Origin of the sequence: Ignicoccus islandicus DSM 13165 (genome assembly GCF_001481685.1) — an archaeon.
Taxonomy (GTDB): domain Archaea; phylum Thermoproteota; class Thermoprotei_A; order Sulfolobales; family Ignicoccaceae; genus Ignicoccus; species Ignicoccus islandicus.
In genome coordinates this window covers 411988-438441 of record NZ_CP006867.1, presented here as the reverse complement: position 1 = coordinate 438441, position 26454 = coordinate 411988, and the positions used below count along the sequence as shown (strand labels likewise).

Sequence of the window (26454 nt, the reverse complement as noted above, 5' to 3'; positions counted from 1 at the left end):
AGTTCCCCCATTGGCTCATAGTGGAGGGCTTTTTGAAGTCTACAATTTGTATCGCTCGGTCCCGAAGTCGGTTCTATCATTGAATCATTACCGCGAGGCCTCCTCATGGCGAAACGGTCCTTCGGGTAAGTTTTCATCACTCATCAGTCCGGGAGTAATCACTCATCCCGCTCTCGTAGAGGGTACCTTGGAGTTCTTTTAAATTCGTAAAATAAGTTTTCTAGCGGTAAGTGTGAATGATTGGAGAGCTTCTGAAAGTCGCTGACATTGAGATTGACGGTGGTGTCGAAATAGTAACGTCCCTAAAGGTTGAGGACCTCAACGGTGAATCGAGGAGAAGTACGGACATCCCTCTAAGTTTTACTATACCGGAAGAAGCAAGCATCGAGAAGATGTTCTTGGATCTAACAGTCGTCGGAGAGACTCGAAACTGGAGAGTATATATAGGAGATTTCTCTCTAACAAAGGAATTTAAGCCTACGCTCTCTGGAAGCATGGGTAACTCTATAATTCATAAATTCATATTCGATGTAACGCCCACTAAGCACGTAGTGTTGAGTGACCCAGTGCTGAGGGTCGTTAATAATAGCAACTCACCAATTAAGGTAATTCAATCAAGCATAGTAGTTTTCTATTCCTACAAGGATTTGGGGCAAGCTCATTATTATTACGGAGTATCGATGAGACCATTCAGAGCATTGAGTGGTTCGTTAGACCCTGTGAAGAGCGGTAAGATATACTCAGTCGTGTATTCAAGGGATAGGAACAACATCAAGGCCAAGGTTGGACCGTGCGTAAGCGAGGTTTCGTTCGTTGGAACCGAGGAGATAGAGTTGGAATGCTCCAAAGGAGGTGGATACGCCTTAGAGGGAACGAGCGAATTCGTTCCGCTAACCCTCGTTCTCGGTTCCTTTTCATATAACCTCCCTAAGCTAACTTTGGAAACCGACCGATCTAGCAACAAGATAAAAATAGTTATCAAGAACGAGGGGTCCAAGGCAGACAAGGTTCTGGTAATTCTGTATTCGTCGGGCGCAGTATTGGATAGAAAGGACTTGGGAGAACTAAACGAAGGCGAAGCTAAGGAACTAGAGTTCGAAACGGGAAAATTCAAGGACGTGTTAGTAATGGGTATCAGGTTACTCTGGGTAAAGGGTAAGATGAGGGGAACTGTAGATAAGCTAATCCCATTATGATTGCCTTTACCTATGAGTCCTCAAAAAGGCCCTAACTTCGTCCTCGCTTATCTTAAAGGGATATACTCCAGTGAAGCAAGCCAAGCAGAGATCGTTACCCAAGCCTATAGCTTCCTTGAGGCCCTCCACGCTCAAGTAACCTACGCTATCTGCGTTCCATAACCGAGCCATCTCTTCCTCATTATATCTGGAAGCGATCAATTCTTCTTTAGTAGGGAAGTCTATTCCCATATAACATGGGGCCCTGACCGGTGGCGAAGCTACCCTTACGTGAACTTCCCTCGCTCCTTTTTCCTTTATCATTCTCACAATTTTCTTCATGGTAGTACCTCTAACGATGCTATCGTCAACTAAGACGACCCTCTTACCTTCAACCACTTCTCTCACAACACCGTATTTCTTCAAGGTTATCTGTTCCCTTAGGGTAGGGGGCATAATGAAGCTCCTGCCGACGTATCTGTTCTTAACCAAGCCCTCGTCCAACGGTATCTTTGAGTAAATAGAAAAGCCTATTGCTGCGCTCCTCCCTGAATCGGGAACTGGTATAACCACGTCTCCGTCTGCAGGCTTTTCGCGAGCCAAAATATATCCCATTCTCTTTCTGCTTTCGTGAACGTTTACTCCATTGAAGTAGCTCTCCGGCCTTTGGAAGTAAACGTACTCGAACGCACAATAAGCCCTTTTACTACTTTCAACAATTTCCTCTTCCCTTACGACGAATTCCCCTTCAATTTCAATTATTCTATTGGGGGCAACTTCGATCCAATTCAATCCAATGTCCTCGAGGGCGGCCGTTTCCGATGCCACGTACGGTGGGTTAATTGCTAACGGCCTGAAGCCATACGGGTCTCTAGCGATTATAACCCTCCCGGAGTTATGAAGTAGAACCAAACTATAACTTCCCTTGGCCTTTCCGAGCACCTCTTTAGTTGCGCTAAACAGATCTTTTCCCTTCGTAATCTCAGAAGTTATCGCGAGCAACAGCGCTTCCGCGTCCCAACGAGCGTTAGCTAGTTGAAAGAAGTTCACTATATTTCCATTGAAAGCTAATGCAATTTTCTTGTTGTAAACCGGTTGGACGTTCGAGTAACCCCCGGAAGTGGAGTACCTCACGTGACCTATTGCAGGCCCTCTATCCGGTATTTCCCTTATAGCTTCCTTTACCATTCCCAAACCTCCAACGAACTTTATCTCATTGCCTTCGATCCACGCAATCCCGGCACTCTCTTGCCCTCTGTGTTGGAGTCCTTCCAGAAGCACGAAGACTTCGTCGGCCCTACCCGCAGCAGCGATGCCACACATTTACGTTAGCCCGTGGAAGCATCAGTCGCTTCCGGTTAAAGTTAGGAGTTACTTTAACAACTGTCCTGAAGCAGACGATTGTTGGTAATGAAAAACATGCCGAGTAAATGTAAGGAATTAGAGTACTTGGAAGCCAAGCTAGAAGCTATAGAAAAACTTCTGGAAGCTATTATGGATAAATGCGTTGAACTGGAACAAATGATAAGCGAGGTTTCCACGCTGGTTCAGCTTAAGGACGAGTAACGTAGTAGTATAGAGCTAACGCTATTGCTGAGAGCTCTGGAATAGCGACTCCCGGAGGGACGCCGTAAAGGAAGTGAGAGATCCATAGGCCTATTGAGAGCGCAGTTCCCACGTAGCCTTCTATCGATGCATTGCTTAATACGTATGCGTAAAGCAATAGGAATAACAACACTGAGACTATGAAGTGAGCTAACCCGAAGTCTATGTTAATTGCAGCTACCAACCCAATTCCTAACGCGATTAAGAGTAGTAGATCGCTAGAGGACCCCTTTTCGAGTTCCCATGACGTTAGCGCAAGCCCTCCGTTAAATACAGCGCCTCCCAATCCATTAGAGGCGCTCCCTAGTGCGCTTAGGGAGTAGTTCCAAGGATTCCACCAAGGGCTAAGGGAGATTGAGAGTAACAAGGTGAGTGCGAAAATCAATGGAACTAGCGTCCTTGATCTATTCAAGGCCCGTTCCCTCCTTAAAATACCCTGAGGGGTATTATCCAAGTAATGGGATCGAGTGTGAGTGCATCTAAAGTAGTTGATAAAGCTTCAATAGTTACTGCTCTAAACGGTCTTGGTCTTACAGAGGAGAATTTAAAGAAAGAGGTGGAGGACGAGTTACTCGAATTCATGCTTAAGGCGAACGCAATGCCGATTAACTTAGAAGTAAGCTCTACGTTTTCTGAAATAATAGAAAACGTTGGTCAGACCGTGCTTGAGGAGGCGGCAGAGAGAGCAGAGGTACTACTCGAACTGGTCAACGGGAATCTGAGCGAGGAATTGAGGGCGAAGCTAATTTCGCTCTTAACGAGCGATGTAGCCGATGTGCTAGCTCTAATCTATGAGAGCGCAGGCGGCGATCCAAGCGAAGTATACGTGGAACTGGCTAATATGGGAACCTTGGAGGAGAAGGCTAGGGCGGCAGTCGCAACCTTCGCCAAAGTCTTGTTAGACTCGGTTAGAAAGGAAATGTGATGAGCAATCGTTTTTGAAGCATGTGTTCTATAGGTTCTAGGGAGAAAACCTCATGATAACACATACAACCGTAGGACCCCTTGCAAGGGACGTAAGCTTACTTGATATAGCCAAGACCATGGTTATGTCCAATTCGAATTACGTTCTCTTAGAAGGTGCTCCGATCAAGTTAGTGGACAGTGTCCAAGTGCTTAGGGCGATATCCACGGCGAACTCCGTTGTTGATTTAGCGGACCTCTTGAGCTCTGAAGCGGAACAGTGGAGTTACGAGGTCCCGATAGTCAACGATGAGAGGGAAGCTAGGAAGGAACTAGTCGTGAGAGATCTTAACGCAGTGGTTCTTAAGGGAGGCAACGTCGCTTCATCGATATACTTATTGGGCAAATTCATGAAGTCCCTACCAGACCTTCAAGCGAAGGACGTATTAGACTCAAGGGTATTGCTTGCGGATCCGATGATGTCAATTAAGGAGGCGATAGTACGGTCGTTAACCTTTAACTTGAACGGTTACCTATTCGTTGGACAGAAGAGGATAATGGGCTACGTTACTCCGCTCCGTTTCCTAGAGCATTTCACCAGAGAGGAAGTTTTATCAATGATCAATGCTGGAGACCCGAGGACACTCGAAGAAGCAGTTGGTGATATAGTTAGTTCCAGTGAAGTTTATTATTTCTATGAAGCTAAGGTCAAGGAGCTAGCTACTCAAATGCTGAATTCACAAATGGAGGTTCTACCGATAGTTGATAAGAGCAAGAAGATGGTAGGTGTAGTGAAAGCTAAGGTATTACTAGGTTACACCCTCTGAGGGGAATTTGAGTTGTGTAAGTTCTTATCGGATATTTCGACTAGGGAGCTCAAGGGTTTTAGTGCAGTCTTAGTACCAGTAGGTAGTTTGGAAGATCATGGACCGCTTCCACTGAGCTTAGATACGAAAATCGCGGAGAGAGTTTCTTGTAATGTAGAGGGGGTCGTTGTAGCCCCGTCCATTAACTACAGCTTTAGCCCGGAACACGTTAAATCTATAACTATTCCATTAGAAGTCCTGACAATGCACCTCTCTAGCCTCTCCGAACAATTGTATAAACTGGTAAACAGACCAGTCATATTCGTTGTTGCCCATAAAGGTGTTGTACCAGTGGTTCAAGCGGTAGTCATGGAGGCATGGAGGAGGGGTAACTTAGTGGCCATGGTAGACTTGTGGAAGGTAGTAGAAGAAAACGGCTATAGGGACTTTCAAGACCTATGCAGGGCCGAAGCCTCAGTAGCTTTGGCTTTGGGCTATAGCGTAGTTATAAGGAAGGAAAGACAAGCGAAGAGTCCGCCTTCCCTTCCGGGAGCGTTCATACCTTGGATTAGTACTGAGTACGGGTGCTCTCCTAAGTCCATAGCCGATGCACGAAAGGAGGAAGGTGAGAAGCTACTCGAATTAATGACAGAGGCCGTTAAGGAGGTGGTAGAATTCTTTGCGTCTGCTGATAGTGGGTAGAGGCACTCAATGCGATATGTTAAACGAGTACGTGGAAGAAGCTAACATTGCGGCGAAATACTTAGAGGAATTCGGAGAGGGAGAAGACATCTGTTCTTATACAAACATAATAGTTTGCGGTGAGGACGAGAGCGTAATATATGCTGTTTTAGATATAGTAGAGAGCGCTATAGAATCAGAGTGCGAAGTTCCTAAGCTCGTCGCGTTGGTTCACGATGAAGAAGTAGGAAGGCTTCTATCGAGGCTCGGAGCCGACGTTGTGATTTCAGCTAACATACTAGCGCAAATAATGGCTCTACTCGCTGTCCACCCTTACGCAGGCATGTTCCTACTAAACATTGTAACTGGTAAGATGGAACTGGCCTCAAAGGAATGCATCGAGAGAAAGGGTTGCGACCCCTATCAGCTCGCAGGTAAGGACGGTATCCCTATGGCTCTATTAGTAAGGGGACGTTGGGAACCTCCAATAAGGAGGATGAAGCCGGGAGACATGCTTATATACATAAGGACCAAGCGTCAAGCTACTCAAACTTAAAAACTTATTTATAATCTTTTAGGCCTAGAGGGAACTTAATGCCAGCAAACCTACCGCCCGAAGCTCAGGCGAAGTTGAACGAGTACTCCGAAGCCAAGACTCCTGAGGCTAAGATAAGGGCCCTCGAGGAGTTCCTTAAGGTCGCCCCTAAGCACAAAGGCGCAGAGAACCTCCTCTATTGGGCTAAGAGGAGGTTAGCGGAACTTAAGGAAGAGCTCGAGACTGAGAGAAGGAAGAGAAAGGGAGGCTACAATCCGTTCGTTGTAGAGAAAGAGGGTGCGGCGCAAGTAGTCCTCTTCGGTATACCGAACTCTGGTAAGAGCAGTATAATAGCGACCTCAACGAGGGCCAAGGTAGAGGTTTCGCCTAGGCCGTTTACTACTTTAGTTCCCGTAACGGGCATGCTTCAGTACGAGGACATACAGTTCCAGCTCGTTGAGGCTCCTCCCGTTGCTCCTAACGTTAAGTGGGTTCACAGGAGCGTAGGTTTGGTTAAGAACGCCGATGCCGTCGCCTTGGTCCTAGATCTATCGTTAGATCCAATAAAGCAATACAAGTACCTAGTAAATCTACTTGAAGAGAATGGAGTAGTCCTAAAGAAGCCTAAGGGGAGAGTCGAAATAACTAAGGAGAGAGCAGGTGGGATAAAAGTTGTAATAATGGGCAACCTAAAAGACGCTTCAGTAGATGACGTCAAGAGCCTGCTCAAAGTTTACAAGATCTACAACGCTACGGTGAAAATAGTAGGCGATGTAACGCTAGACGATGTCGAAAAGACCATTCTCGGTACATCGCAGTATAAACCATCAGTTATAATTTTAAATAAAGCCGATTTACCCGAAGCTAAGGAGAAAATAGACAAGTTCAAGGAGTTCTACAAGGGAGATTCTCCAATAATAGTGTTTTCCTCGAGGACTAAAGACGGTATACAAGAGCTTGGAAGGACGTTCTTCGAGTTACTCGACTTAGTAAGGGTCTATACAAAGAAACCGAACGGTGACGTTGCAGACAAACCCTTGGTCCTTAAGAAGGGTGCAACGGTAAGGGACGTCGCTAAATCGATACACTCCAGGATGCTGGAAGGTTTTAAATACGCGAAGGTGTGGGGCCCGTCCGCTAAGTATCCTGGAGAACGAGTCGGATTAGATCACGAAGTAGCAGATGGAGATGTAATAGAGATACATTACAAGGGTTAAAGTTCCATTAATTTCTCCTCGAGTTCCCTCCTCTCCACACCTTTGATGACTGCCTCCCTAACCTCCTTGGGCAACGTAACTTCGTCTCGCGTATATTCTACTGGACCCTTTACTACCATCCCTATACCATCCCTTATCTCTATTTCATGAACTTTTAAGGAGTGAGGGGTTTGTCTCATTTTTTCAATTATGAGATACCTCTTTAGTTCTCCGCCTTTTATTAGCTTCTTGAACCTGATTATTCCGTCCGCTACGTGCTCTATGCCGAATCCGAAACCGAAGTTCGTAGTTATCGCGTATTGAGACGTTGCCACTATCGTCATATTCCATTTATTTAATACTCTTTTTACGAAGTATGAGTACTTCCTAGCCATTGCAGGTTTATCTAACCAGAACGCGCTCATTGAATCTATTACCACTCTGGCCTCTCCGAAACCGAGTTCCTTCTTTGCTTCTATTATCTTACTCACTAGTTCTTCAATACTCAACTCCACTAGGTTCCATTTATCGCTCTTGCTTCTTAGCAATGCATCTATTATTATCATCTGTTTGTCTCGCATAGCCCCTTCAAAGTCCATACCGAACATCTTCGCTTGGTTTACTATACTTTCCCTACTCTCTTCAGTGGTAACGTATATTACTTTTTGACCCTCAATTATACCCCTCCATGCGAAATGTAAGGAGAAGATCGTCTTCCCGGTCCCCGGTTCGCCTACGGCAGCTACTAAGAAGCCTTCCGGAATTCCGCCTGCAATGAGACGGTCTAACCCTCCTATACCAGTACTCAATCTCTTCACTTTCGCTCACCAGTTTCCTTATTAACCTTCAATAAGGCTTATAAGTAAGGTAGAAGTAATGTCGAGATCGAGCTTCAAGTTCTTACCGTCCCGAATGGGCTTCTGCCCTCTCGTAATAGCAATGGAAGAGATCGATCACGTAAATCAGAAGAGGAGGGTAATTTTATATGATGTCGAGACGGGCAAGCTCTATGAAATAGACGACTTGCCTTACCAAGTCTACTCCCTCAGTTCACTGAAAGGAGAGAGGGAATGTTGGGAGAAAGTGTTCGAGTCCTTAGGGGTAAGGTGGGAGTGCGAGAGGCGCTCAGAGTGTCCGGTATTTAAGAGAATTTCGAACCAATCCTAAAGCTTTCGAATCCTCTTTATCCTTTCCTCTAGTCTACCAACAATCTTGGACCCTTCTATTAATACTTTCCTTCCGTTAGGAAGGGTAAATCTGAAGTAACCAATCTTCAAAACCCTCCTCTCCTTTCCATCTATGCTTTTTATTAGGAACGTGTTTCTAGTTTCCATAGCTACAATTCCTTTTAATCCTATCAAGGAGTTATCGGGATGTTCAACAACTTCAACTTCGAGACCTATTACGTTATGGTAAGCTAAGTTCCTCTCGTTTTTAGGCACGTGAAATCCCCTATATAGTTAGGAACTCCTCAATAGGTTTTACGTTGTTGCCCAAGAGGTTCTTTGCTGTACAGTTCTTCTTCTCCGGGTCTGCTATAGGCATCTCGTGTTTAGCACACCACTTCGCTAGGGAGATGTAAAAAATACACTCTTTACAGTTTTTCGCTTCAGTTGGCAGTTTGAACTTACCTGCTTTTAATCTTAACGCGCTCGTCATTTTGACACCGTGAAAATGGGAAACGTAATTAGATTAAAAGCCTAAGCTAAGGGTCATCTACGGAACCTATCTAGATGGATGAAATCGTACGAATTCGTCTGAGATAGGAGAGCAACGGGCAGGAGGGTAGAGCGTTAAAATGGTAAGGAAAAACTAAGTAGAGGTTACTTGGAAGTAGTCTTAGGTTGTCTGGCTATCCCTAACTCCTCTTCCCTGTTTATAGTTAAGATTCTAGCTATAGTCCTCTTTATGTTCCTTATTCTTCCAGGGTTATCGATGTGTCCCATTTTCGCTTGGTACCTAAGCTTGATCAGCTCTTGCTTTAGCTCCTTTAGCTTCGCTTCCCTTTCTCCCCTACTCATTTTCCTAATGTCGTCCGGCTTCATTGGGCCTCACCCTCTTGAGTCTCTTTAACGGATGCAGCTTCCTCTACAGTTGCTTCAGCTCCTTTCATGGCCTCGAGCTCTTCCCTTACCTTCTGGACGAACTCCTTTACTTCTTCAGGATTCTTTATCTTGACGCTGTCGTCGGTAGGTTCATCTCTAGCTATAATTACTTCGACGCCCTCTACGCCGGGCTTTAGTAAAACGTGTGCTATTGCCCTTTCAGTTAGTCTGACTACTTGGTTACCGCTCTTGTATACCTTTCCAGCAATGTACTTCTCGAAACGCGCTCTTTCACCCCTTAGCTTACCGGATACCTTCACTTGCGCGCCCTTAGCTCCGGCTCCCATGATCCTTCTCAAGATGTTATAGGCCGCTCTCCTGAAGTGGTATCCTCTCTGGAGAGCTACTGCGAGCCTGAACGCCATTACTCTAGCGTTCAATTCCGGTTCTTCGACTCTAACTACAGTTACTTGCGGATTCGGTAGACCGAACCATTCGCTCAATATCTTCGTTATTTGCCTTATGGTCGCGCCTCTTCTTCCTATTATCGCACCCGATCTTTCGGCATATATTACGACGCGCGTTCCGAGTGGCGTCCTCTGTATATCTACGCCGGCATATCCCACGCTGTAAAACTTATTCGCTAAGTACTCGTCTACTTTGACCTTCGCGAGGTTCTGGTCAAGGAATATCCTCTTTACGTCTCTCTTAGCGCTCGTTGCGCTCAAGCTTACTTCACCTCTTCAACTATTACTTCTAAGTGAGTTCTCCTTTCGAATTCCGGAGTAGCCCTACCGAACGCCCTGGGCATCCATCTCTTCAAGGTTCTGCCCTTGTGTGAGGCTATGTGAACTATCTTTAACCTCTCCTCATCCAAGCCCTTGTTCTCGGCGTTGTTCTTAACGCTCTTCAAGAGCTTTAGGTAGTACTTAGCTACCTTCACGGGATACCTTCCGCTTGGAACGCCCGCCTTCGCAGCCAAACCTCTCTTGTGAGCTACCTTGCCGTTGTACCATCTCAGTGGAACGGCTTCCTCCATTCGTATTACTCTTTCTAAGAACTTTATTGCATCGTTGAGCATTTTGCCCCTAAGTTCTCTCGCTACTTCAGCAGCTTCCTTTGGCGAGATGGGCGCGTCCCATATCATGGCCTTAGCAGTCCTTTCTGGACGCTCTTCAGCTAAGTTGCTACTGTAATGCCAAGTAGGCATGGGTAATCACCTCACTTAGCTGATACGAATAAGCTACTCCTAGTTGCCTTTAGACCTGGAGCTCCGTGTTGCACTATCTTGGTAGTGTGACTAAATTCTCCTAAATAATGACCGATCATCTCTGGTACGATCTTTACAGGTACGAACTCCTTTCCATTGTATACTTCTATAGTTAGGCCTACCATCATTGGTAATATTACCATATCCCTCACATGGGTTCTTATCTTAACCTTCTTGCCCTTCTCTATCGCTTGTCTCGCATCCATTATCTTTTCTAGAAGCTTTCTTTGAGGTTCGCTAAATCCTCTCTTCAAGCTCCTTCTCTGTCTGGCTGGCAATAGTTCGATGAACTCGTCCATGGGCATTTCGAGTAACTCTTCCAAAGTTTTGCCCCTATATTTGAACTTCTTCCACTCGGGTGGAAACTCCATTTTCAATATACCCGAAGTAGGGAGGAGGAAGGGTTTTAATAAAAAATATTCTCATTAAGAGGTTTTCGTTATTAAGTCGCAGCTTGTTCAGCGACGAAGAGACCTCTGAATATAATTAGCAAACCTACCAGTCTTATGAGAGTCTCTATTGCTAACGCGTCTTGGAAGTTCAGTACATGTAGAATTACGTGGAGTGGTATTCCTATGGCCGCTGAGAGTCCGTATACTATTAGACCGGCCATGAAGTAAAGGGCGGTTCTGTCCCCAGTCTTTTTATATTCCTTGTATATTAGTCCTGCTATAGCCCACGGTATTATGGTTAGGAAGAGTATGTGAGGTAGTTGGAAGTTTATGGCGTGTAGCTTATACGTTATTGAGAGTGCGTGGAACGCACCTATCATGTAAATTAATCCGAAAATCACTGTCACTATCATTGCTTCCTTTATGTGCGCTGACTCGGCCAGTTGTAGGAGCGCGTAGAAGACCAATATATTACCAACGAACTTGAACGGCACTCCTAAGGCAGCTGACATTGGAGTGTGTAGTAAGCCGTGACCAATGAACTTACAGCCGAATTCGCCTATACCAAGTATCAGAAAGCCCAGCGCTAGGTACTTGACTGGATCGACGCCGCTATCTCTCCATACTTTGAGAGCCAAGAAGCCAATTAACAGCTTGACTATTCCAGCAATTGCGCCAACGATCCACGCTATGTGCATGCCTTTCCCTCAAGGAAGTTACATGATAGAAAAGTAAATAACGCTTCGATTACTTATCGAAATCGATTCTGAACCGAGCGAAAACGTTAGGAACTTGTTAGTTTCATCCCGAGTACTTCCACTAGGGCCCTTACCTTTCTCATTAGCTCCTTGAACTGCTCGAAAGTTAGTTGTTGGGCTGCGTCGCTCAATGCCTTGTCTGGATTAGGGTGAACCTCAACTATCAAGCCGTTGGCGCCAGCTGCAACTATAGCTAAAGCTAAGGGTTCCACTAAGTCCCTCTTTCCGGCAGGATGAGATGGATCACCTATTACCGGGAGATGACTCTTCTTCTTCGCTACGGGTATTGCAGAAATATCTAACGTGAATCTAGTTGAGTTCTCGAAGGTTCTTATACCTCGTTCACAGAGAACGACGTTGCCGTTACCGCCTAATAAAACGTACTCAGAGGCCTGAATCCATTCTTCGACGGTATTTCCGAAACCTCTTTTCAGTATTACTGGTTTGTTCGTCTTGCCTAACTCTTTAAGCAGCGGGAAGTTCTGCATGTTCCTTGCACCGACTTGAAGGGCGTCAGCCACTTTTGCGACTTTCTCAACGTCTCTAGTATCCATCACCTCAGTCACTATAGGTAGACCCGTTACCTCGCGAGCCTTTTCTAAGAGCCTTAAACCCTCTTCTCCTAAGCCTTGGAAGCTGTAGGGATTGGTCCTAGGCTTGTAGGCACCGCCCCTTAAGGCACCAACTCCTTCTTTCTTTACGAATTGAGCCACCGAGAGTATTTGATCCTTGCTCTCTACTGAACAAGGGCCAGCTATTACAGTAAAGTACGTACCTCCTAGTTTAGCTTTGCCGATTTCCACCACAGTATCTTCATTCTTGAAATCCCTCGACGCCAATGGATACTTGTTATTTACGTTTAATACCAACTCTACTCCAGGAAGCGATTTCACTTCTTCTAGAAAGGTTCCAGGAGGTGTTACTATTAGCGGTCTCCCATATAAGGTAACCTCCCAGAACTTGACCCCCTTTTCTTGAAGTAAAGATTTCACTTCGGTTCCTCCATCCTTCTCTTTTAAGACTATTATCATTCACATCTACCCACTGGAGTGGGAACACGAGCGTTATTAATCGAAGCATTTCGCAAGAGCCCAAGCAGTAATACGTTTAACCAAGTTCTCCGAAATTTATAATCAAACGTTCCGTGGGGTCGCTAAACTTGAAGGTAAGTTTCGCCTTAGCTATGCTATTACTGACTCGCCTAGCATACCCATCTCTCCAAGTATATAAAGTAACCTTATTCTGGAATGGTTCGTTAAATCCCTCACACGAAGTGCCCGTAAAAATTGATTTACCAGATCAATTGGAACGTGAAAAATTCCTCGCGCTATCCAATTACGGAATCTTAAGTTATTGCTACGAAAACTCGCTTGGAGAATGTACTAAAGATCCGCGTTTCTCAAGCGGTGTTATATGGCTTAAACTGCGGGAGGGAACTAATCGTTTGTATCTGCTAACAGGGTTCCTCGGGGCGTCTGAAGGCGAGGACGTATTCCCTTTTTACGACGATTTCTCAAACGGTTTGGATAAGTGGGTCGTGAGGCGCTTTAAGGGCGATGAGAGCAAGGAATGCGTCGTTGAAAACGGAATCTTGTGGCTCGTAAAGAACCCATTGGGGACTGGATGCAACGTTTTTCCCAAAGGTATCAAGATAAAGTGGAATTCAACATTTGCTATTTCCTTAGGATTTAAGGTAAATTACGTTTGTGGGACGTCGAACGATGGCGATGGATTGAACGTTCTGATAGATGGAAGAGATCTTAGATCAACTAAAGTCTGTGGAAGCGGCTTCAGCGAGATATCCCAAGGAATTAACGTTAACCTAATTACAGATATTCCGTATAAAGGTGGCATATCCATAAGCAACACTACCGAGGCTTGTTACTTAGGCAACGATGATCTAGTTTATAGAATTTTAGATGAGAAGAGATGGGGCCTTAGTTTTGGAAGACTTACCGTGGTAGGCAATGGAACTTACTTGAAAGTTACCTAAAGTTACCTATAGGGACTTGGACCCACGTGGAGGTCTAAGTTCCATATCCCTTTCGTATCCGGTATGGGACCCTAAGGGTAATGGAATAGTAGCCATTGGTTCGAGTGGTAATACTTCCTATTGTTGGGGTAAGGACTGTATAGCACCGGACTCCTCTCACGGGCTTTTATGGGTTAGGATATGGTATCCACCGCATTCGGACGTATCCTTAAAGGGCTTTGAAAGAACGAACGCTTTAATAATAGCTAGCGAGAAGCTTCTAGATGCACTTAACCTCAAAGGCTTCGTCACATTCGATGTACCCTATGAAATAATTGACTTGGCCGGATCTTTAGTAATTGTAACTAGGTACGGCGCTTTCCCCATAACCTACACGCGTTCAACCAGCAATATAGTTAGTAAAATCAATGAACTTGTGACTAACGGCTCATTCTTAGAAGACGTTTCGATTGCGTCAAAAGGATTGATAGCGACCTTATCCAATGGTTCAGTAGTTCTAATCTCAAGTAAGGACATGCGCAACTTGTTAGCTAAAGTTAATGGTATCAGGAGCATCGATGAAAACGCGCAAATTATCGCTTACTCAAACTATACCGGGGTCGTAATAGGCAAAGGTACTAATTATTACTACATAGAAGGTCTCATAGGTCGCGTTAGAGTTATAGGCAATAACGTTATAGTTTTAACTAGTGACTCAATTGCCTTGATAGAATACAATGGAGCTTCGTATTCGCGTGTATACGGAATGTCTTGTCGTCTTAAGGGATTCATTGAAGGAGCTTATGATTTGATCGTTATATGTAAGGGTAAAAACGACGTTATATCAATAATCGAACTAAAGTAATCTTATGCCCTTATTTGGGAAAGCTTTAACATTAATCTCTCGTACAGATCTTGAAGCTTATCGAGCTCATCGTTCTTTACGGTAAACCTGCTCCTAATGAGTTCAGCTATTTCGTCCTTCGTAGCTTCTCTTATTTTAGCTACAGGAACTCCGCTGTTCACCAGATCCTTGGCCTTCCTATAGAAGTCGATTATTATCTTCATCATTAGGAATTGCTTCTGCGGAGAGCAGAACGCATCTATGGGATCGAAGGCGTTCTGTTGGAGGAATCCTTCCTTAATTATCTTGGCCGTTTCAATTATTAGCTTATCTGGCTCGCTCAAGCTCTCGGGACCAACCAGCCTAACTATCTCCTTTAATTCGTCCTCCCTTAGCAAGATGTTCATAAGTTCGTCCCTGTACTCTTTCCAATGCGGGTTAACGTTTTGGTGCCACCATTGAGCTACGGTATCTACGTAAAGGCTGTAGGACGTTAACCAGTTTATGGCTGGGTAGTGCCTAGCGTATGCTAGGCTGGCATCTAGTGCCCAGAAGACCCTAACGAACCTTCTGGTGTGGCTCGTGACCGGCTCGCTGAAGTCTCCTCCTGGCGGAGATACTGCGGAAGCTATTGTTACGCTTCCAACTCTAGGAGGTCTTCCCGGTATCTTGGCCCTTCCCGCTCTCTCGTAGTACTCGGCGAGCCTGGAGGCTAGATACGGTGGGAAGCCCTCTTCGGCCGGCATCTCCTCCATTCTTCCAGCAATGTCTCTTAGGGCCTCGGCCCATCTGGACGTCGAGTCGGCTATAAGTAAGGAGTCGTAACCCATGTCTCTGTAATACTCAGCCAAGGTTATTCCGACGTAAATGGAGGCCTCTCTCGCTGCCACAGGCATGTTAGAGGTGTTTGCCACTAAGATAGTTCTTTGCATTAGTGGCTTACCGCTCCATGGGTCTTTGTAGTGAGGGAAGTTCACTAGGACGTCGGTCATTTCGTTTCCTCTTTCGCCACAGCCTACGTAAATGACTACTCTAGCGTCGCTCCAAGCAGCCAAGGTCCTCAAGGTAACGGTCTTACCGGAACCGAATGGTCCGGGGATTGCACCAGTACCTCCCTTTGCCATGGGGAAGAGCGTGTCAAGCACTCTAACGCCAGTTATCAAGGGTGTTACTGGTTCGAACTTTTCAATGACGGGCCTCGGCTTCCTTATTGGCCACCTGTGGTACATCTTCAACTCAATTTCCTTACCGTCCTGCTCAACGACAGCTATGGTGTCCTCAACAGTATACTCGCCGGCAGGAGCAATTTCCTTGAGGGTGCCTCTAATTCCTGGAGGAACCATTACCTTGTGTTCGATTAGCTCCGTCTCGGGCACTGTTCCAAGGACGTCTCCTCCTTGAACCTTCTCTCCCACCTTAGCGTCCGGAGAAGGATTCCACGACCATTTCTTGGAACGATCTAGGGAAGGTACCTTTATACCCCTTCTAATGAAGGGGGAATTGGCTACTTCGTAGATGCTCTCTAATGGTCTTAGGACGCCGTCGAAAATGTGGCTCAGGAGGCCGGGACCCAACTCGACGCTAAACGGACTTCCAGTGCCTACTACTGGTTCACCGGGCGTTATACCAGTAGTGTCTTCGTAAACTTGTATAACGGCCTTGTCACCAGTAATTCTAGTAATTTCGCCTACTAGGCCGTCTTTACCTACCTCGACCACCTCGTACATTTGAGCTCCTTGCATTCCCTCTGCTATTACCACTGGTCCTCTTACTCTTAGTACTTTCCCCTTCACGGCCATACTTCACTAACCTCCTTAGTTGAGACGTGATTCACTCTTTAAAACGCATACTCTGTGCCCATTTAAAACTCTAAGTTGGAATCGAACGAAACTTCGATGTAAATACGTTGGATGTAGTTATCATGCATTAGGGATAAGTCGAATTGAGGTGGAGTATTGAAGGTACGGCCTATCCAGTGATAAGGATAGATCTCGAGGAAGGCGAAAAGGTATATGCAGAGACAGGAGCAATGATGATGATGAAAGGCAACTTAAAAGTAGATACAATCATGATAGATTTGCAACAGGAACGTAGTAAAGTGAAGGCTGTCCTAGAGGCAATAGGAAGGAAGCTCTTAAGCGGTGAAACTATATTTCACAACGTTTTCGAGGGCCCGGGAACTGTTTGGATAAGTCCTTCCTTACCGGGTGGGATAAAATACATCGAAAGTCGCGGAGATTGTTGGATAGTTCAAGACTATTCCTATGTAGCGCACTACGGTGATCTAGACCTAGACTTAGCTTGGAAAGGTCCCAAGGGCTTGGTCTTGGGAGATCTAGTTTGGTTGAAGTTATGTGGAGAGGGAGGCTTCTGGGTCTCAAGTTACGGAGACGTAATAGAAGTTAACGTAGAGGATGAAATGATTATTGACAATATGCACTTCGTTGCTTTGCCAGATAATGCCCAATGGGAAGTGGTCAAGTTCGGAAACTTAAGGAACTTCTTATTGGGCGGTGAGGGGTACGTAGTTAAAGTAAGAGGTCCGACGAAGGTATACGTTCAGACCAGAATACTACCACCTCTAGCAGCGGCAATAGCTCGCTTCATGCCCTCTAAATGGAGCGAACTTCTGAGACTAAGGCTCTAAGCAAGTTTAAAATGGTGCTACAGCAGCGTATAATTAAGACGTTATACACCACTCACTATTCTCCTCAAGAACTGTGCTAGATAATTACTAATGGACTGAAGTACTTGCGGATGATCGCTCGAAGTATTCAAGATCATCCAACAGTAATTCCTTACTGTAATGCTGAACGCTATTAAGATATGTTACGCTTACATACTCGAAGGCGAAGTAGTTTGACCGAACTTGTTAGCACTGGGAATTGGAGAGGAATGGTGGGCCCGCGGGGATTTGAACCCCGGACTACCGCCTTTCCTAGCCCAATAGCTCGTAAGGGCGGCGTCCTTCCGGGCTAGACGACGGGCCCACCGTTAGCACATCATTTGGTAAGTCTTTAAAAATTTATCTCAACTAGCCTTCAATTATATTGAGGTACCTTCCATTGAACTTCGGGGAAACTAACGTGGACCAGATTGAATGGGTTGAACAAGCTTTCGGGATCCTTCAGTGGTATTTCAGAGCCAGAGACGTCAAATTGGTTAAAGGGGAAGGAGGTGATATATGTATCCCAATAGTCGAGGGCCTCGAATGGAGGAAGGGCGACGACCCCGAAGAAAGCTTCGCGAGACTTGTCGAAATCTCAGAGAAGTTCTGGTCCTCTCTCAAGTGTACTAAGGAAACGGTTCCAATAAGATATGACCCCCTCATGAAAGCGATTATATATGACCCGGAGCACCTCACTGACCTCCTAAACATGAAAAGGGGGAAGGAACTAAGTTGGTTCCTTCTAGGCGCAAGCCTTTCATTACATTACCTTAATCATAAGAGCAAGTTCTCCCTTATAGATGTACTTAAAGAACTAGAAGGAAACGGCTTACCGTATCTCATTATTGCTTTTTCAAACGCATTGAAAATCGCACCTTGGGGTTTCGAAGGATTAATCCACTTCGATAACGTTCTTGGACGAGCTGCCCTTAGAATGTTAGCGAAAAGGGAACTCATTCCCCTAAATAATCCCCAAAAGATAGCGATGGCTCTGATAGATCCATCATCTAAACTACACGTATGCTTAACGAAGGACTTTTGCTTCGATATAGACATAATTAAAGAAGCAATTTCAATGAGAATTGATGACCTGAAAACTTACTCCTTGGTAACTCTTATCGAAGCACCCAACAAGGAAACGCTCTCTGAGGCACTTAACTTAATTGAGGGTGACGTTTAAATTAATAAATCATTTTGCTGTCAACAAGAACAGTTCAGGAAGTCAAAGGTGGTTGCGATGAAAGCAAAGACCCTAGTGGTATTGCTTCACGAAGGCATGTTCGTAGATGATAAACCCTTATTCAAGTTGATTGTTGAGAAATTCAAAGAAGCCGGAATGCCCGGAGTGAGCGTATTTAAAGGGATAATGGGTTATGGGAGGCATAAAGGCCTTTCGTACATTGATCCATTTCACGGTCATGGAGACGACCCGATAATGGTAATAATGGTTGGTTCTGAAGAGCAAGTAGAGAAAGGTGCTAAGATAGTCAAATCGCTGAAGGAGGACCTTTTAGTCATCGTATTTGACGTTGAGATAATTTAATATATTTTCCTTGAATCTCTTAAAAATGACCAAGGATCTCAAGGTGGACCTCAGTAACCCACTAGTACAAGCCTATCTGTTCGTTAATGAACGGGAAGTTGAAGTTAAACTACTTCCGAAAATGAAGTATACTGACCTCGAGGGAACTATACGGGAGCTAGCTGGATACGAAGGATGTAGGCACGTAATATTGAACTTCGGATTAGCTAACGGCACTTGGGAAAGGCTAGAGGCGATAGTTTGCGACGCAGAGGTAAAGAGTTCCACGAAACCTCTTTCTCAATTTAGAGTAGAAGGGGAGGTAGAGAGGATAGTCGCTGAAGTATATGAGTTCGAAAGAGACCTCCTCGGAAAGCTTGAGCAAGCTTCGTCAATTCAACCGCCCGAGGAAGTTGAGGAGCTTGCAGCGATAGAACAACCGCCGATACTAAAGATCACGCAAATGAGCTCGAAGATGTACCCAACTGATCTATTGCCTGAACCCGGTTCGCAAGAACCGATAACTGCGCTTAAAGATGCTTCTCGAATATTAATAGTTGCATTGGAGGCCAATTCTATTGAAGATTATGCATTGGCAACGGTTGCAGACGAAGAGGGCAGGAAGCACGTCCTACTAACTATTAGTCCAACTCATATCCAAGCATTTGAGAACGACCTTCTGAGCACTATCAGAGAGCAATTGAAGGAATATGGTATAGAGGATATCTACGTAATACAAGACGGAAAGATTAGGAAGATTATCAAGCTATAGGGGGATGAAGAGTACCGGTTTCAACGGACGTAATGAAGAAGAGTTGCTCCTCTAACCCCTCACAACATTTAAACTTTAGTGTAAATGTAAACTGGGTTTAACATGAACGCCCTTGAAGTAATTGACCTATGGGTCAAGGTAGAGGGAAAGGAAATACTCAAAGGAGTGAATTTAAACATACCGAAAGGAGAGCTACATATACTAATGGGACCTAACGGTGCGGGAAAGAGTACGCTGGCTATGACCTTAGCTGGCCATCCCAAATACGTCGTCGAGAAGGGGAAAATAGTTTTATGTGGAGAGGAGATAACGCACTTACCTCCGGAAGAGAGGGCTCGGAAAGGCTTAATGGTATTGTTCCAGACACCCCCGGAATTGGAAGGAGTGTACGTGGCAGATCTTATAAATAAGATTTCCGAGCGATTCGGATCTAAAGTTGACGTTGAGGAGTTACTAAAGGAGGTTAACTTACCTCCCAGCTTCGCCTATCGTTACGTCAATAAGGGCTTTAGCGGCGGAGAAAGGAAGAGGTTCGAAACGGCTAGAATTCTCGCGGCCAAACCGAAAGTAGTTGTTATGGACGAGCCTGATTCCGGAGTCGACGTAGAAAGCATAAAGGTCATCGCCAATACAATCAACAAGCTCCTTCAAATGGGTACTTCCGTTCTAGTAATAACGCATTATAGAAACATCTTGAAGTACGTTACCCCGCATAAAGTTCACGTAATGATAGATGGGAGAATCGTTAAGTCCGGAGATATTTCTCTTGTCGAAGAAATTGAGAAGAAAGGGTTTAAGGAGGTGGTTATGCATTGAAGTCCTCTTATTCTATTCTCAAGTACTACATCGATGAAATATCGAAGAAATTGAAGGAACCGGAATGGGCCTATAAGCTCAGGCTAAAGGCTGCCGAGCTTTACGATAAAGTTCCAACTCCCCCTTGGATGCCTGAGGACTTCGACTTAGAGGCCTTTGCTGCAAAGGCAGCCCAAGAGGAGTTCGTGAAACCATCCGAAGATCAAATTCCAGAATGGTACAAAACTATACTCGACAGAATAGGCGTTCCAGATATCGAGCAAAGCATGCTGGCCGGAGTTACTGTAATGGTTAACGAGAACGTAGTGTACGAAGCGCAAAAGAGGGAGCTGAGGAAGAAGGGCGTAATACTGAAATCCCTTGATGAAGCCGTAAGGGAACACCCAGACATAGTCAAAAAGTTCCTCCATAGAGCCCAAACGCCGGAATCGCACAAGTTAGCTGCACTCCACGTGGCCTTGAGGAGGGGTGGTACGTTCGTTTACGTACCGAAGGGAGTAAGGGTTCCGTTCCCGGTGCAAGCGTTCTTCGTGATTACAGAGGAACAATTAGCTCAGACTGAGCACACTCTAATAATAGCAGATGAGAGAAGCTACCTTCACTTCATTGAAGGCTGTATAGTACCGATACCGGCTCCATATAGCGTTCACTTGGGCGGAAGCGAATTCTATGCACTAACTGGCTCTAGGCTAAGGGTTTCGAGCCTCGAGAACTGGTTAGGCGAGGTGGTACACGTTCCAGTGAAGGGCGCTGAAGTTCACGAAAACGCGCAGCTAGAAGAACTCGGAGTCGCCTTGGGCGGAATTAGGATAGGTATGAGACCTAAAATAAGGCTAGTAGGTAAGGGAGCCAAAGTCTCGTATAACAACATAGCGTTCCTCAAAAGAAGGATGAGCTCGTGGAGCGGCTCTACAGTGATCCATGAGGCTCCTAAGACTAGGTCATCCGTAGTCAACAGAAGCGTCATGAAGGACCAAAGCTTCGAAGAGTTCTTAGGTGAGATAATAGTTAAGAAGGACGCTAGAGACGTAATAGGACACCAAGCGTGCAATACGCTGCTGCTCAACGATGGCGCAAAGAACGTTACTATTCCGAAATTAGTTAGTGAAGTCGCTGAGGCAGATTTAGCTCACGAGGGAACTGTAGGCAGAATAGGCGAGGAACAAGTATTCTACCTAAGAAGTATGGGCTTCGACGAACACGAGGCAATACAAATGCTCACGATAGGCTTCATCGATCCACTAATACAAGATCTACCGGCGGATTACGTAAGAGCCATAAGGGAAATCGTCAAGATGACACTGGGAGCGAGCTAAGAACGATAACGAGCTTCGGATAATATAGCCACCACTTTTCTCTGTAGGTAAGTAGACTCAGAGTTATTGAAACAGCTTGATTCCACGAACACGTGCTTTCGATTGCACTCACGTATAGTTCCTTTACTAGTTTCGCTTCTTTGGGATAATAGTAAATTAAGTATGCGTAAAGGCTTCTTAAGAAGTCAATGGCCAAGGGAATAATTGTTTCGTTGCGAAACTCGAATTTCCTTAGTTGGTAATGGGAAAGGGTCCATAGGACCACGTCCTTAGGAATTGTTGCGTTTAAGTAATCTATATTTCTAGCAATACATCCGTCCAAGTACTTGACCACTAAGGGCCTCGAATACGCCTTGTAATAGAGGCCTTGTAACGCTAAGAAGCATACATCCGAAACGGGGGATCTATTTTCTATACATTCTACTAGCTCCTCACCCAACTTGCTGTACTTACTCGTGCTTAACATTAGGTAATACCATTGAATTACGTATTTATCAATTTTCATCTTAGCTTTCGTTCCGTTTACCTCATGCTCCGTGAAGTTAGCCATTATTTCCAAGGGCCTTTCAATAGATAAAAGTTCCTTACCCTCGTAACAAACGCCTTTCGAATATACTAAACGCAAAAAGCTTAGCGTCAAGTCGGTTGCTAGCAAACTCCCGTTCCTCCACTGATAGCTCATACATATACTAGTTCCATTCAACAACGTAACGTTAAGGCCCAGCAATAGTGCCAGCTCATGCAAGGAATAGACCCACCGAATAACTTTTTTCGTCCGTATTTGAAACGTTATGGGGGCTATCGTAATTGGAGTCAGAAGTCTACGTCCCGGATATGAGCACTATATTGAGAGGGACCTTAACTAAGTTCATTAAGGCAGGATACATCAGAGGGAGAATAGCCCTCCATACGGCAATAATAAGGGAATTGGAAAAAGAGGCTAAGAAGGGCCTCGCTTCCGGAATCACTGGCCTAGAGGAAATAGCTAACTTGAAGGACTTAGAGAAGGAAGGTTTAATCGTACTCGAGCTCTACGACGATAAGGAAAGAGACGTCAACGAAGCTCTCAGACATTTAGTTAGAAAGCTCAATGGCATCTTAGTTACGAGCGATAGAGTGCAGAGCTTAGTAGCGACGGCTATGGGGATAAGAGTATTCTATATAGGTGACTTTAAGCCTCTGAAACTGAAGTTCGAGGAATTCTTCGACGAGGATACAATGAGCATACACCTAAAGGAGGGAGACCTTCCTAGGGCTAAGAAGGGAAGGCCTGGCGATTGGGAAATGGTCACCATTAGGGAGACTCCCTTAACTGCTTCCGAGTTAGAGGAAATAGCCTTCGAAATAATCGAGGCAGCCAGATCTAGGAAGGATTCGTATATCGAGGTAGATAAAGAGGGAACGACCGTAGTTCAGCTGGGAAGGTATAGAATCGTAATAACTAGGCCTCCGCTCTCCGATGGATGGGAGATAACTGCCGTAAGGCCAGTGGCTAAGCTCAAGTTAAGCGATTACGATCTCCCCGAGAAGCTAATAAAGAGGCTCGAAGAGAGGGCCGAAGGCATTCTCATCGCAGGTTCCCCTGGAGCTGGTAAAACCACCTTCGCTCAAGCCTTAGCAGAGTACTATGCTGAGAAAGGGAAGATAGTTAAGACGATTGAGTCCCCAAGGGACATGATCCTTCCAAGCACTATAACTCAATATTCCAAAGAGCATACGAGCTTGCAGGAACTTTATGCTATCTTGTTATTGTCGAGGCCCGATTACACGATATTCGATGAAATGAGGACTGACGAAGACTTCAAGCTCTATTCGGATCTAAGGATGGCGGGAATTGGCATGGTGGGAGTAGTTCACGCAACTACTCCAATAGACGCCGTTCAAAGGCTTATAGGTAGAGTGGAGCTCGGTATGATCCCGAGCATCGTAGATACGGTAATCTTCATTGACAGCGGTGAGGTCGCTAAAGTTTACGAGCTTCAAATGACCGTCAAACTACCTACTGGACTAAAGGAGGCTGACCTATCGAGACCGGTAGTGGAAGTTAGGAACTTCTTGACTGGCGAATTGGAATACGAGATATATACTTGGGGCGAGCAAACCATGGTTATTCCAGTTAAGCGGATTGGTACCAAGGGTGCCGAAAAGATCCAAAATTTGATTTACAAGGTATTACCAGAGGCGACATCTATTGAAGTAAAGGACGGAACTGTAGTAGTTACGATACCTAAATGGATGTCAAAGAACGTCTTGAAGAAGGCTAAGAAACTAAAGAAGCTTGAGAGTAAGTTAAACATGAAGATAAAAGTGAAATATACCGAGGAATAAATATAAGTTTAAGCCATGCAAGAAATAACAGACAATAAGGAGTCGTTTTGGGGAACGGTGATATCAAATGAATATCTTGAAACTATTAGCGCGCTTGTTCGCTCGAAAGAAGCCTAAGGAGATAATTATTGAAGAGGAGAAATTGCCTGAAAGAGTTAGCGTTATGAATGCTATAGGAAACTCTTCTCCCAAAGGAGGTATCGGTAAGACAACTATACAGCTAGAAAGCGGAGTTCAGTTAATTATGAGGGGTAAGGAAATAGTCTTCATCGATTGGGACATAATGTCTCCTCGACTTTCACTTAGATTATTGAAGGATTTAGGCGAAGGTCCAAGTCTCGTTAAAGTGTTAATCGGTGAAGTAGACATACTCTCTGCGGTAAGGGAAACTACGATAACCGGCAGGAGAGGATCAGTTACAATAAACGTCGTTCCAGCAGTAACGAACGACGACATACCGGGTAATATAAATAGACTCTTAGAAGAGATGAACGATCCATCTAAAGTTATACAAACGGTCGACAAAATGAAGAACGCAGTTGAAACGCTTGCTAAGAGGTACGACGTAGTTTTCAACGATTACCCCGTACCCTCTTGGGCGGCATATTACACTTACCAGAGACTCCTCTCGAGGACTAGCTCTTGGCTCAACTTGCTTTCCGATAGTTCTCCCAACATGATAAAACTAATCGGTCAACTGCACGAAAGGTATACTAAAAACATTCCCGTTTTAGGAACTGTAGTCAACATGGTTAGACCTAACTTGGATGAAATAAATAAAGCTAAGGAATACGTCCTCGATCTATGTCAAAAGGTTAACGGAAGAGTTGCGATGGTAGTACCCTTCGACGGGAAGCTCTATGACGTTTTCGCTGGAGGTCTAGCTTCTCCCGCGTCCCTCAATTATACTCCCGAATCCAGTCCCGCATTACTGCAAATAAAGAGGTTCGTGGATTACATTGAAGCCGCAATAGAGAATAGAATAGATGTTCATTGCGAAACCCTAGTACCCACGTTCTAACTTTCAGTCCCGGGTTGAGGAGGGAGGTGATCAGGCTATTGGTGGCCGAACGATGCGAAAGAGTCCGACCGGGAAGTTTGGTCGACACTATGTACTTAATCATGTCGATACTCTCGCTAGTAATAGCTTTAATCAGCATTTATCTAATTTTCAAGAAACCCTTTGAGTAACTTAAGAGGGATTCATCTAATAATCCCTTTTCAAGAAAGTAGTATGGGAGAGGGAAAAGTTTTGAAAAAGGCTATAGTTGCCCTCGACGGTTCGGAATATAGTAAGTACGCATTAGAATATGTATTAGATCTACTGGATAAAAGCAAATGGAAGTTGATACTCCTTCACGTTATACCTAGCTTAGAAGAGTTTGGTATAGAGTCAGTGGCTCCGCCGTCGCTGGTCGTCCAGCTACTTGAGGAATTAAAGGAAAACGCTAAGAAAATAATTGAGGAGGGAGAGGCCAAGGCTAAGGAAAAAGGATTCGAAGTCGAAGGCCTAATAAAGGAAGGTCACGTCGGGAAAACAATAGTTCAAACCGCGGAGGAACTGGATGTAGATCTCATAGCAATGGGGACCAGGGGTCTGAGCGGAATAAAGGCCTTGATATTGGGTAGCGTTGCCAGATACGTCTCCAATCACGCCCACTGTCCGGTACTCGTAGTTAGAAAGAAGGGCGAGTAATTTTATTCTGAGCGATATCGGACCTCCACTTTAAACTCCATGTTCTACATTTCAATAGATGGGTATAGAGATTGGGAAAGCTCGATTTCTGGCTAGGGAAGAAATGGGTTAGGGAAGCCGATAAGGATCTAACGAAGGACTTAGGTAACGGATGGGTTGAATGCGATTTATGTTGGAGGAAGTGTAAGTTACCACCCGATACTTACGGCGTTTGTGGCGTCAGGGCTAACATAGGAGGCAAACTATACACTTTAGTTTACGGACTTCTCACTGCCGCCAATGTCGATCCAATTGAGAAGAAACCTCTATTACACTTCGAGCCTGGTTCGAAGGTATTTAGTATAAGTACGGCAGGTTGCAACTTCTTCTGCAGATTCTGTCAGAACTGGGAGATAAGTCAAGCTAGGAGGGAAGAGATATACGGGAGGTACCTGGAGCCCGAGAAGGTCGTTCAGTTAGCTAAGGAGATGGGTGCTGACGGAATAAGCTTTACCTACAACGAGCCCACTATATTCTTCGAGTACATGTATGACGTTGCTAAAATAGCTAAGAAGGAAGGACTCTTTACTACCATGGTTACAAACGGCTACATGACTCCTGAAGCAATAAGGAAGTTAGGCCCTTACATGGATGCCGTTACCGTAGACTTCAAGGGATCTGCAAATAAGGAATTCTATAGAAGGTATATGGCGGTACCAGACCCAGCCCCGATTTTCGAGAGCTTAAAAGTCATGAAGGAAGTTGGATGGTTTATTGAAGTGACAGACTTAATAGTTCCAAAAGTAGGAGACAAGGAAGAAGACTTGAGGAACCTAGCTCAATGGATTAAGGACAACTTGGGTCCGGAAATACCTTTCCATTTACTTCGCTTCCATCCAGATTACCTAATGAGAGACTTCCCCCCAACTCCCGTGGAGACTTTAGAGAAACTAGCTAAGATAGCTAAGGAGGAAGTAGGTCTGCATTACGTGTACATAGGCAACGTAGGTGGACATCCACTAGAGAATACCTACTGTCCTAAGTGCGGTGAGTTAGTAGTTGAGAGATACGGCTTCTACATCGTATCATGGAAGTTAACTGAAGACTTCCGTTGCCCCAAATGCGGCTACAAACTCAATTTCAAAGGCAGATTCCATGGGACAACGTGGTGGTGA

At 45.0% G+C, this 26454-nt stretch carries 33 protein-coding genes and 1 tRNA gene; 20 read left to right on the top strand and 14 right to left on the bottom strand.

What is annotated here, in order from left to right; all coding sequences use genetic code 11:
* The first annotated feature begins 236 nt into the window (after nt 1-236).
* The gene (locus EYM_RS02470) at nt 237-1196 is read left to right on the top strand and encodes a hypothetical protein (RefSeq protein WP_075049527.1); all 960 of its coding nucleotides are present in this window, start codon (nt 237-239) and stop codon (nt 1194-1196) included.
* Between the two features lie 6 nt (nt 1197-1202).
* Here EYM_RS02470 and purF read toward each other — a convergent pair whose 3' ends face one another.
* Complete coding sequence (purF, locus tag EYM_RS02465) at nt 1203-2498, bottom strand: amidophosphoribosyltransferase (protein ID WP_075049526.1); 1296 nt, start codon at nt 2496-2498, stop codon at nt 1203-1205.
* Between the two features lie 96 nt (nt 2499-2594).
* Between purF and EYM_RS07795 the strand changes: the two genes are divergently transcribed.
* Nucleotides 2595-2741 (top strand): hypothetical protein, encoded by a 147-nt coding sequence (locus tag EYM_RS07795; protein WP_157058736.1) that lies wholly within the window; start codon nt 2595-2597, stop codon nt 2739-2741.
* Here EYM_RS07795 and EYM_RS02460 read toward each other — a convergent pair.
* Nucleotides 2728-3192 carry a hypothetical protein gene (locus EYM_RS02460; RefSeq protein ID WP_075049525.1) on the bottom strand — a complete coding sequence of 155 codons (465 nt, stop codon included), beginning with the start codon at nt 3190-3192 and terminating at the stop codon, nt 2728-2730. The two genes, EYM_RS07795 and EYM_RS02460, sit on opposite strands and share 14 nt — an antisense overlap.
* A 45-nt stretch (nt 3193-3237) precedes the next feature.
* On the opposite strand from EYM_RS02460, the gene EYM_RS02455 reads away from it, so the two are divergent.
* The 5 genes from EYM_RS02455 to EYM_RS02435 are packed head-to-tail and all read left to right on the top strand — an operon-like array spanning nt 3238 to nt 6922.
* Entirely contained in the window at nt 3238-3705 is a 468-nt protein-coding gene (locus EYM_RS02455; RefSeq protein ID WP_157058735.1) for a hypothetical protein, read from the top strand.
* A 52-nt stretch (nt 3706-3757) separates the two neighbouring features.
* On the top strand, nt 3758-4510 hold the full coding sequence (locus tag EYM_RS02450; protein ID WP_075049523.1) for a CBS domain-containing protein: 753 nt from the start codon (nt 3758-3760) through the stop codon (nt 4508-4510).
* A 12-nt stretch (nt 4511-4522) separates the two neighbouring features.
* Nucleotides 4523-5191, top strand: coding sequence for a creatininase family protein (locus tag EYM_RS02445; RefSeq protein ID WP_075049522.1), 669 nt, complete (start codon nt 4523-4525; stop codon nt 5189-5191).
* The gene (locus EYM_RS02440) at nt 5169-5726 is read left to right on the top strand and encodes a potassium channel family protein (RefSeq protein ID WP_157058734.1); all 558 of its coding nucleotides are present in this window, start codon (nt 5169-5171) and stop codon (nt 5724-5726) included. The genes EYM_RS02445 and EYM_RS02440 overlap by 23 nt, the downstream gene beginning before the upstream one ends.
* Before the next feature lie 38 nt (nt 5727-5764).
* Nucleotides 5765-6922 (top strand): OBG GTPase family GTP-binding protein, encoded by a 1158-nt coding sequence (locus EYM_RS02435; RefSeq protein ID WP_075049520.1) that lies wholly within the window; start codon nt 5765-5767, stop codon nt 6920-6922.
* Here EYM_RS02435 and EYM_RS02430 read toward each other — a convergent pair.
* The gene (locus EYM_RS02430; RefSeq protein ID WP_075049519.1) at nt 6919-7719 is read right to left on the bottom strand and encodes a KaiC domain-containing protein; all 801 of its coding nucleotides are present in this window, start codon (nt 7717-7719) and stop codon (nt 6919-6921) included. The two genes, EYM_RS02435 and EYM_RS02430, sit on opposite strands and share 4 nt — an antisense overlap.
* Nucleotides 7720-7777: 58 nt before the next feature.
* Between EYM_RS02430 and EYM_RS02425 the strand changes: the two genes are divergently transcribed.
* Nucleotides 7778-8068 carry a hypothetical protein gene (locus EYM_RS02425; RefSeq protein ID WP_075049518.1) on the top strand — a complete coding sequence of 97 codons (291 nt, stop codon included), beginning with the start codon at nt 7778-7780 and terminating at the stop codon, nt 8066-8068.
* Here the strand turns inward: EYM_RS02425 and EYM_RS02420 are convergent.
* From EYM_RS02420 to aroF, 8 genes are all read right to left on the bottom strand, one after another.
* Nucleotides 8065-8343 carry a ribonuclease P component 1 family protein gene (locus tag EYM_RS02420; RefSeq protein ID WP_075049517.1) on the bottom strand — a complete coding sequence of 93 codons (279 nt, stop codon included), beginning with the start codon at nt 8341-8343 and terminating at the stop codon, nt 8065-8067. The genes EYM_RS02425 and EYM_RS02420 overlap by 4 nt on opposite strands.
* 10 nt (nt 8344-8353) lie before the next feature.
* Nucleotides 8354-8560: a hypothetical protein gene (locus EYM_RS02415; protein WP_075049516.1), complete on the bottom strand. Its 207-nt coding sequence runs from the start codon at nt 8558-8560 to the stop codon at nt 8354-8356.
* Between the two features lie 164 nt (nt 8561-8724).
* Complete coding sequence (gene rpmC, locus EYM_RS02410; RefSeq protein ID WP_075049515.1) at nt 8725-8946, bottom strand: 50S ribosomal protein L29; 222 nt, start codon at nt 8944-8946, stop codon at nt 8725-8727.
* A complete protein-coding gene (locus EYM_RS02405; RefSeq protein ID WP_075049514.1) occupies nt 8943-9674 on the bottom strand; it encodes a 30S ribosomal protein S3 in 732 nt (243 codons plus the stop codon). Before EYM_RS02405 ends, rpmC begins: the two co-directional genes overlap by 4 nt.
* A gap of 2 nt (nt 9675-9676) precedes the next feature.
* Nucleotides 9677-10156, bottom strand: coding sequence for a 50S ribosomal protein L22 (locus EYM_RS02400; protein WP_075049513.1), 480 nt, complete (start codon nt 10154-10156; stop codon nt 9677-9679).
* Between the two features lie 11 nt (nt 10157-10167).
* On the bottom strand, nt 10168-10587 hold the full coding sequence (locus EYM_RS02395) for a 30S ribosomal protein S19 (RefSeq protein ID WP_075049512.1): 420 nt from the start codon (nt 10585-10587) through the stop codon (nt 10168-10170).
* Nucleotides 10588-10658: 71 nt separating this feature from the next.
* On the bottom strand, nt 10659-11306 hold the full coding sequence (locus tag EYM_RS02390; RefSeq protein ID WP_075049511.1) for a hypothetical protein: 648 nt from the start codon (nt 11304-11306) through the stop codon (nt 10659-10661).
* A gap of 86 nt (nt 11307-11392) precedes the next feature.
* Nucleotides 11393-12397 carry a 3-deoxy-7-phosphoheptulonate synthase gene (gene aroF / locus EYM_RS02385; protein WP_075049510.1) on the bottom strand — a complete coding sequence of 335 codons (1005 nt, stop codon included), beginning with the start codon at nt 12395-12397 and terminating at the stop codon, nt 11393-11395.
* A 128-nt stretch (nt 12398-12525) separates the two neighbouring features.
* Between aroF and EYM_RS02380 the strand changes: the two genes are divergently transcribed.
* Both EYM_RS02380 and EYM_RS02375 read left to right on the top strand, forming a co-directional pair.
* Entirely contained in the window at nt 12526-13359 is an 834-nt protein-coding gene (locus tag EYM_RS02380) for a hypothetical protein (RefSeq protein WP_075049509.1), read from the top strand.
* A gap of 16 nt (nt 13360-13375) precedes the next feature.
* Nucleotides 13376-14203 (top strand): hypothetical protein, encoded by an 828-nt coding sequence (locus EYM_RS02375; protein WP_075049508.1) that lies wholly within the window; start codon nt 13376-13378, stop codon nt 14201-14203.
* Between the two features lie 2 nt (nt 14204-14205).
* Here EYM_RS02375 and EYM_RS02370 read toward each other — a convergent pair whose 3' ends face one another.
* Nucleotides 14206-15981 (bottom strand): V-type ATP synthase subunit A, encoded by a 1776-nt coding sequence (locus tag EYM_RS02370; protein WP_075049507.1) that lies wholly within the window; start codon nt 15979-15981, stop codon nt 14206-14208.
* 143 nt (nt 15982-16124) lie between these two features.
* Between EYM_RS02370 and EYM_RS02365 the strand changes: the two genes are divergently transcribed.
* Nucleotides 16125-16829 carry a TIGR00266 family protein gene (locus EYM_RS02365; RefSeq protein WP_075049506.1) on the top strand — a complete coding sequence of 235 codons (705 nt, stop codon included), beginning with the start codon at nt 16125-16127 and terminating at the stop codon, nt 16827-16829.
* A gap of 249 nt (nt 16830-17078) precedes the next feature.
* Here EYM_RS02365 and EYM_RS02360 read toward each other — a convergent pair.
* A tRNA-Val gene (locus tag EYM_RS02360) sits at nt 17079-17172 on the bottom strand.
* Between the two features lie 96 nt (nt 17173-17268).
* Here EYM_RS02360 and EYM_RS02355 point away from each other — a divergent pair.
* The 5 genes from EYM_RS02355 (at nt 17269) to sufB (ending at nt 21276) form a co-directional block, all read left to right on the top strand.
* A complete protein-coding gene (locus EYM_RS02355) occupies nt 17269-18030 on the top strand; it encodes a hypothetical protein (RefSeq protein WP_157058733.1) in 762 nt (253 codons plus the stop codon).
* A gap of 57 nt (nt 18031-18087) precedes the next feature.
* Nucleotides 18088-18393 carry a DUF190 domain-containing protein gene (locus tag EYM_RS02350; RefSeq protein WP_075049504.1) on the top strand — a complete coding sequence of 102 codons (306 nt, stop codon included), beginning with the start codon at nt 18088-18090 and terminating at the stop codon, nt 18391-18393.
* Between the two features lie 25 nt (nt 18394-18418).
* Entirely contained in the window at nt 18419-19144 is a 726-nt protein-coding gene (locus tag EYM_RS02345; RefSeq protein ID WP_168050167.1) for a hypothetical protein, read from the top strand.
* 102 nt (nt 19145-19246) lie between these two features.
* Nucleotides 19247-19960 carry a Fe-S cluster assembly ATPase SufC gene (sufC, locus tag EYM_RS02340; protein ID WP_075049502.1) on the top strand — a complete coding sequence of 238 codons (714 nt, stop codon included), beginning with the start codon at nt 19247-19249 and terminating at the stop codon, nt 19958-19960.
* Nucleotides 19957-21276: a Fe-S cluster assembly protein SufB gene (sufB, locus tag EYM_RS02335; RefSeq protein ID WP_075049501.1), complete on the top strand. Its 1320-nt coding sequence runs from the start codon at nt 19957-19959 to the stop codon at nt 21274-21276. The genes sufC and sufB overlap by 4 nt, the downstream gene beginning before the upstream one ends.
* Here the strand turns inward: sufB and EYM_RS02330 are convergent.
* On the bottom strand, nt 21251-22021 hold the full coding sequence (locus EYM_RS02330) for a hypothetical protein (protein ID WP_075049500.1): 771 nt from the start codon (nt 22019-22021) through the stop codon (nt 21251-21253). The two genes, sufB and EYM_RS02330, sit on opposite strands and share 26 nt — an antisense overlap.
* 62 nt (nt 22022-22083) lie before the next feature.
* Here EYM_RS02330 and EYM_RS02325 point away from each other — a divergent pair, with 62 nt between their 5' ends.
* The 4 genes from EYM_RS02325 to amrS all read left to right on the top strand — a co-directional run bounded on the left by EYM_RS02325 (nt 22084) and on the right by amrS (nt 26454).
* The gene (locus EYM_RS02325; RefSeq protein WP_075049499.1) at nt 22084-23604 is read left to right on the top strand and encodes a PINc/VapC family ATPase; all 1521 of its coding nucleotides are present in this window, start codon (nt 22084-22086) and stop codon (nt 23602-23604) included.
* 67 nt (nt 23605-23671) lie between these two features.
* Nucleotides 23672-24625 (top strand): ParA family protein, encoded by a 954-nt coding sequence (locus tag EYM_RS02320; protein WP_075049498.1) that lies wholly within the window; start codon nt 23672-23674, stop codon nt 24623-24625.
* A 231-nt stretch (nt 24626-24856) separates the two neighbouring features.
* Complete coding sequence (locus tag EYM_RS02315; RefSeq protein ID WP_168050165.1) at nt 24857-25300, top strand: universal stress protein; 444 nt, start codon at nt 24857-24859, stop codon at nt 25298-25300.
* Nucleotides 25301-25371: 71 nt separating this feature from the next.
* Nucleotides 25372-26454 carry an AmmeMemoRadiSam system radical SAM enzyme gene (gene amrS, locus EYM_RS02310; RefSeq protein ID WP_075049496.1) on the top strand — a complete coding sequence of 361 codons (1083 nt, stop codon included), beginning with the start codon at nt 25372-25374 and terminating at the stop codon, nt 26452-26454.

What these genes read in the sequence shown, in the direction of transcription:
- purF (WP_075049526.1), bottom strand. Translation starts at nt 2,498, where the DNA reads ATGTGTGGCATCGCTGCTGCGGGTAGGGCCGACGAAGTCTTCGTGCTT.
- EYM_RS02370 (WP_075049507.1), bottom strand. Translation starts at nt 15,981, where the DNA reads ATGGCCGTGAAGGGGAAAGTACTAAGAGTAAGAGGACCAGTGGTAATA.
- EYM_RS02455 (WP_157058735.1), top strand. Translation starts at nt 3,238, where the DNA reads ATGGGATCGAGTGTGAGTGCATCTAAAGTAGTTGATAAAGCTTCAATA.
- EYM_RS02415 (WP_075049516.1), bottom strand. Translation starts at nt 8,560, where the DNA reads ATGACGAGCGCGTTAAGATTAAAAGCAGGTAAGTTCAAACTGCCAACT.
- EYM_RS02470 (WP_075049527.1), top strand. Translation starts at nt 237, where the DNA reads ATGATTGGAGAGCTTCTGAAAGTCGCTGACATTGAGATTGACGGTGGT.
- EYM_RS07795 (WP_157058736.1), top strand. Translation starts at nt 2,595, where the DNA reads ATGCCGAGTAAATGTAAGGAATTAGAGTACTTGGAAGCCAAGCTAGAA.
- aroF (WP_075049510.1), bottom strand. Translation starts at nt 12,397, where the DNA reads ATGATAATAGTCTTAAAAGAGAAGGATGGAGGAACCGAAGTGAAATCT.
- EYM_RS02390 (WP_075049511.1), bottom strand. Translation starts at nt 11,306, where the DNA reads ATGCACATAGCGTGGATCGTTGGCGCAATTGCTGGAATAGTCAAGCTG.
- rpmC (WP_075049515.1), bottom strand. Translation starts at nt 8,946, where the DNA reads ATGAAGCCGGACGACATTAGGAAAATGAGTAGGGGAGAAAGGGAAGCG.
- sufC (WP_075049502.1), top strand. Translation starts at nt 19,247, where the DNA reads ATGAACGCCCTTGAAGTAATTGACCTATGGGTCAAGGTAGAGGGAAAG.
- EYM_RS02350 (WP_075049504.1), top strand. Translation starts at nt 18,088, where the DNA reads ATGAAAGCAAAGACCCTAGTGGTATTGCTTCACGAAGGCATGTTCGTA.
- EYM_RS02435 (WP_075049520.1), top strand. Translation starts at nt 5,765, where the DNA reads ATGCCAGCAAACCTACCGCCCGAAGCTCAGGCGAAGTTGAACGAGTAC.
- EYM_RS02400 (WP_075049513.1), bottom strand. Translation starts at nt 10,156, where the DNA reads ATGCCTACTTGGCATTACAGTAGCAACTTAGCTGAAGAGCGTCCAGAA.
- EYM_RS02425 (WP_075049518.1), top strand. Translation starts at nt 7,778, where the DNA reads ATGTCGAGATCGAGCTTCAAGTTCTTACCGTCCCGAATGGGCTTCTGC.
- EYM_RS02345 (WP_168050167.1), top strand. Translation starts at nt 18,419, where the DNA reads ATGACCAAGGATCTCAAGGTGGACCTCAGTAACCCACTAGTACAAGCC.
- EYM_RS02320 (WP_075049498.1), top strand. Translation starts at nt 23,672, where the DNA reads ATGAATATCTTGAAACTATTAGCGCGCTTGTTCGCTCGAAAGAAGCCT.
- EYM_RS02395 (WP_075049512.1), bottom strand. Translation starts at nt 10,587, where the DNA reads ATGGAGTTTCCACCCGAGTGGAAGAAGTTCAAATATAGGGGCAAAACT.
- EYM_RS02450 (WP_075049523.1), top strand. Translation starts at nt 3,758, where the DNA reads ATGATAACACATACAACCGTAGGACCCCTTGCAAGGGACGTAAGCTTA.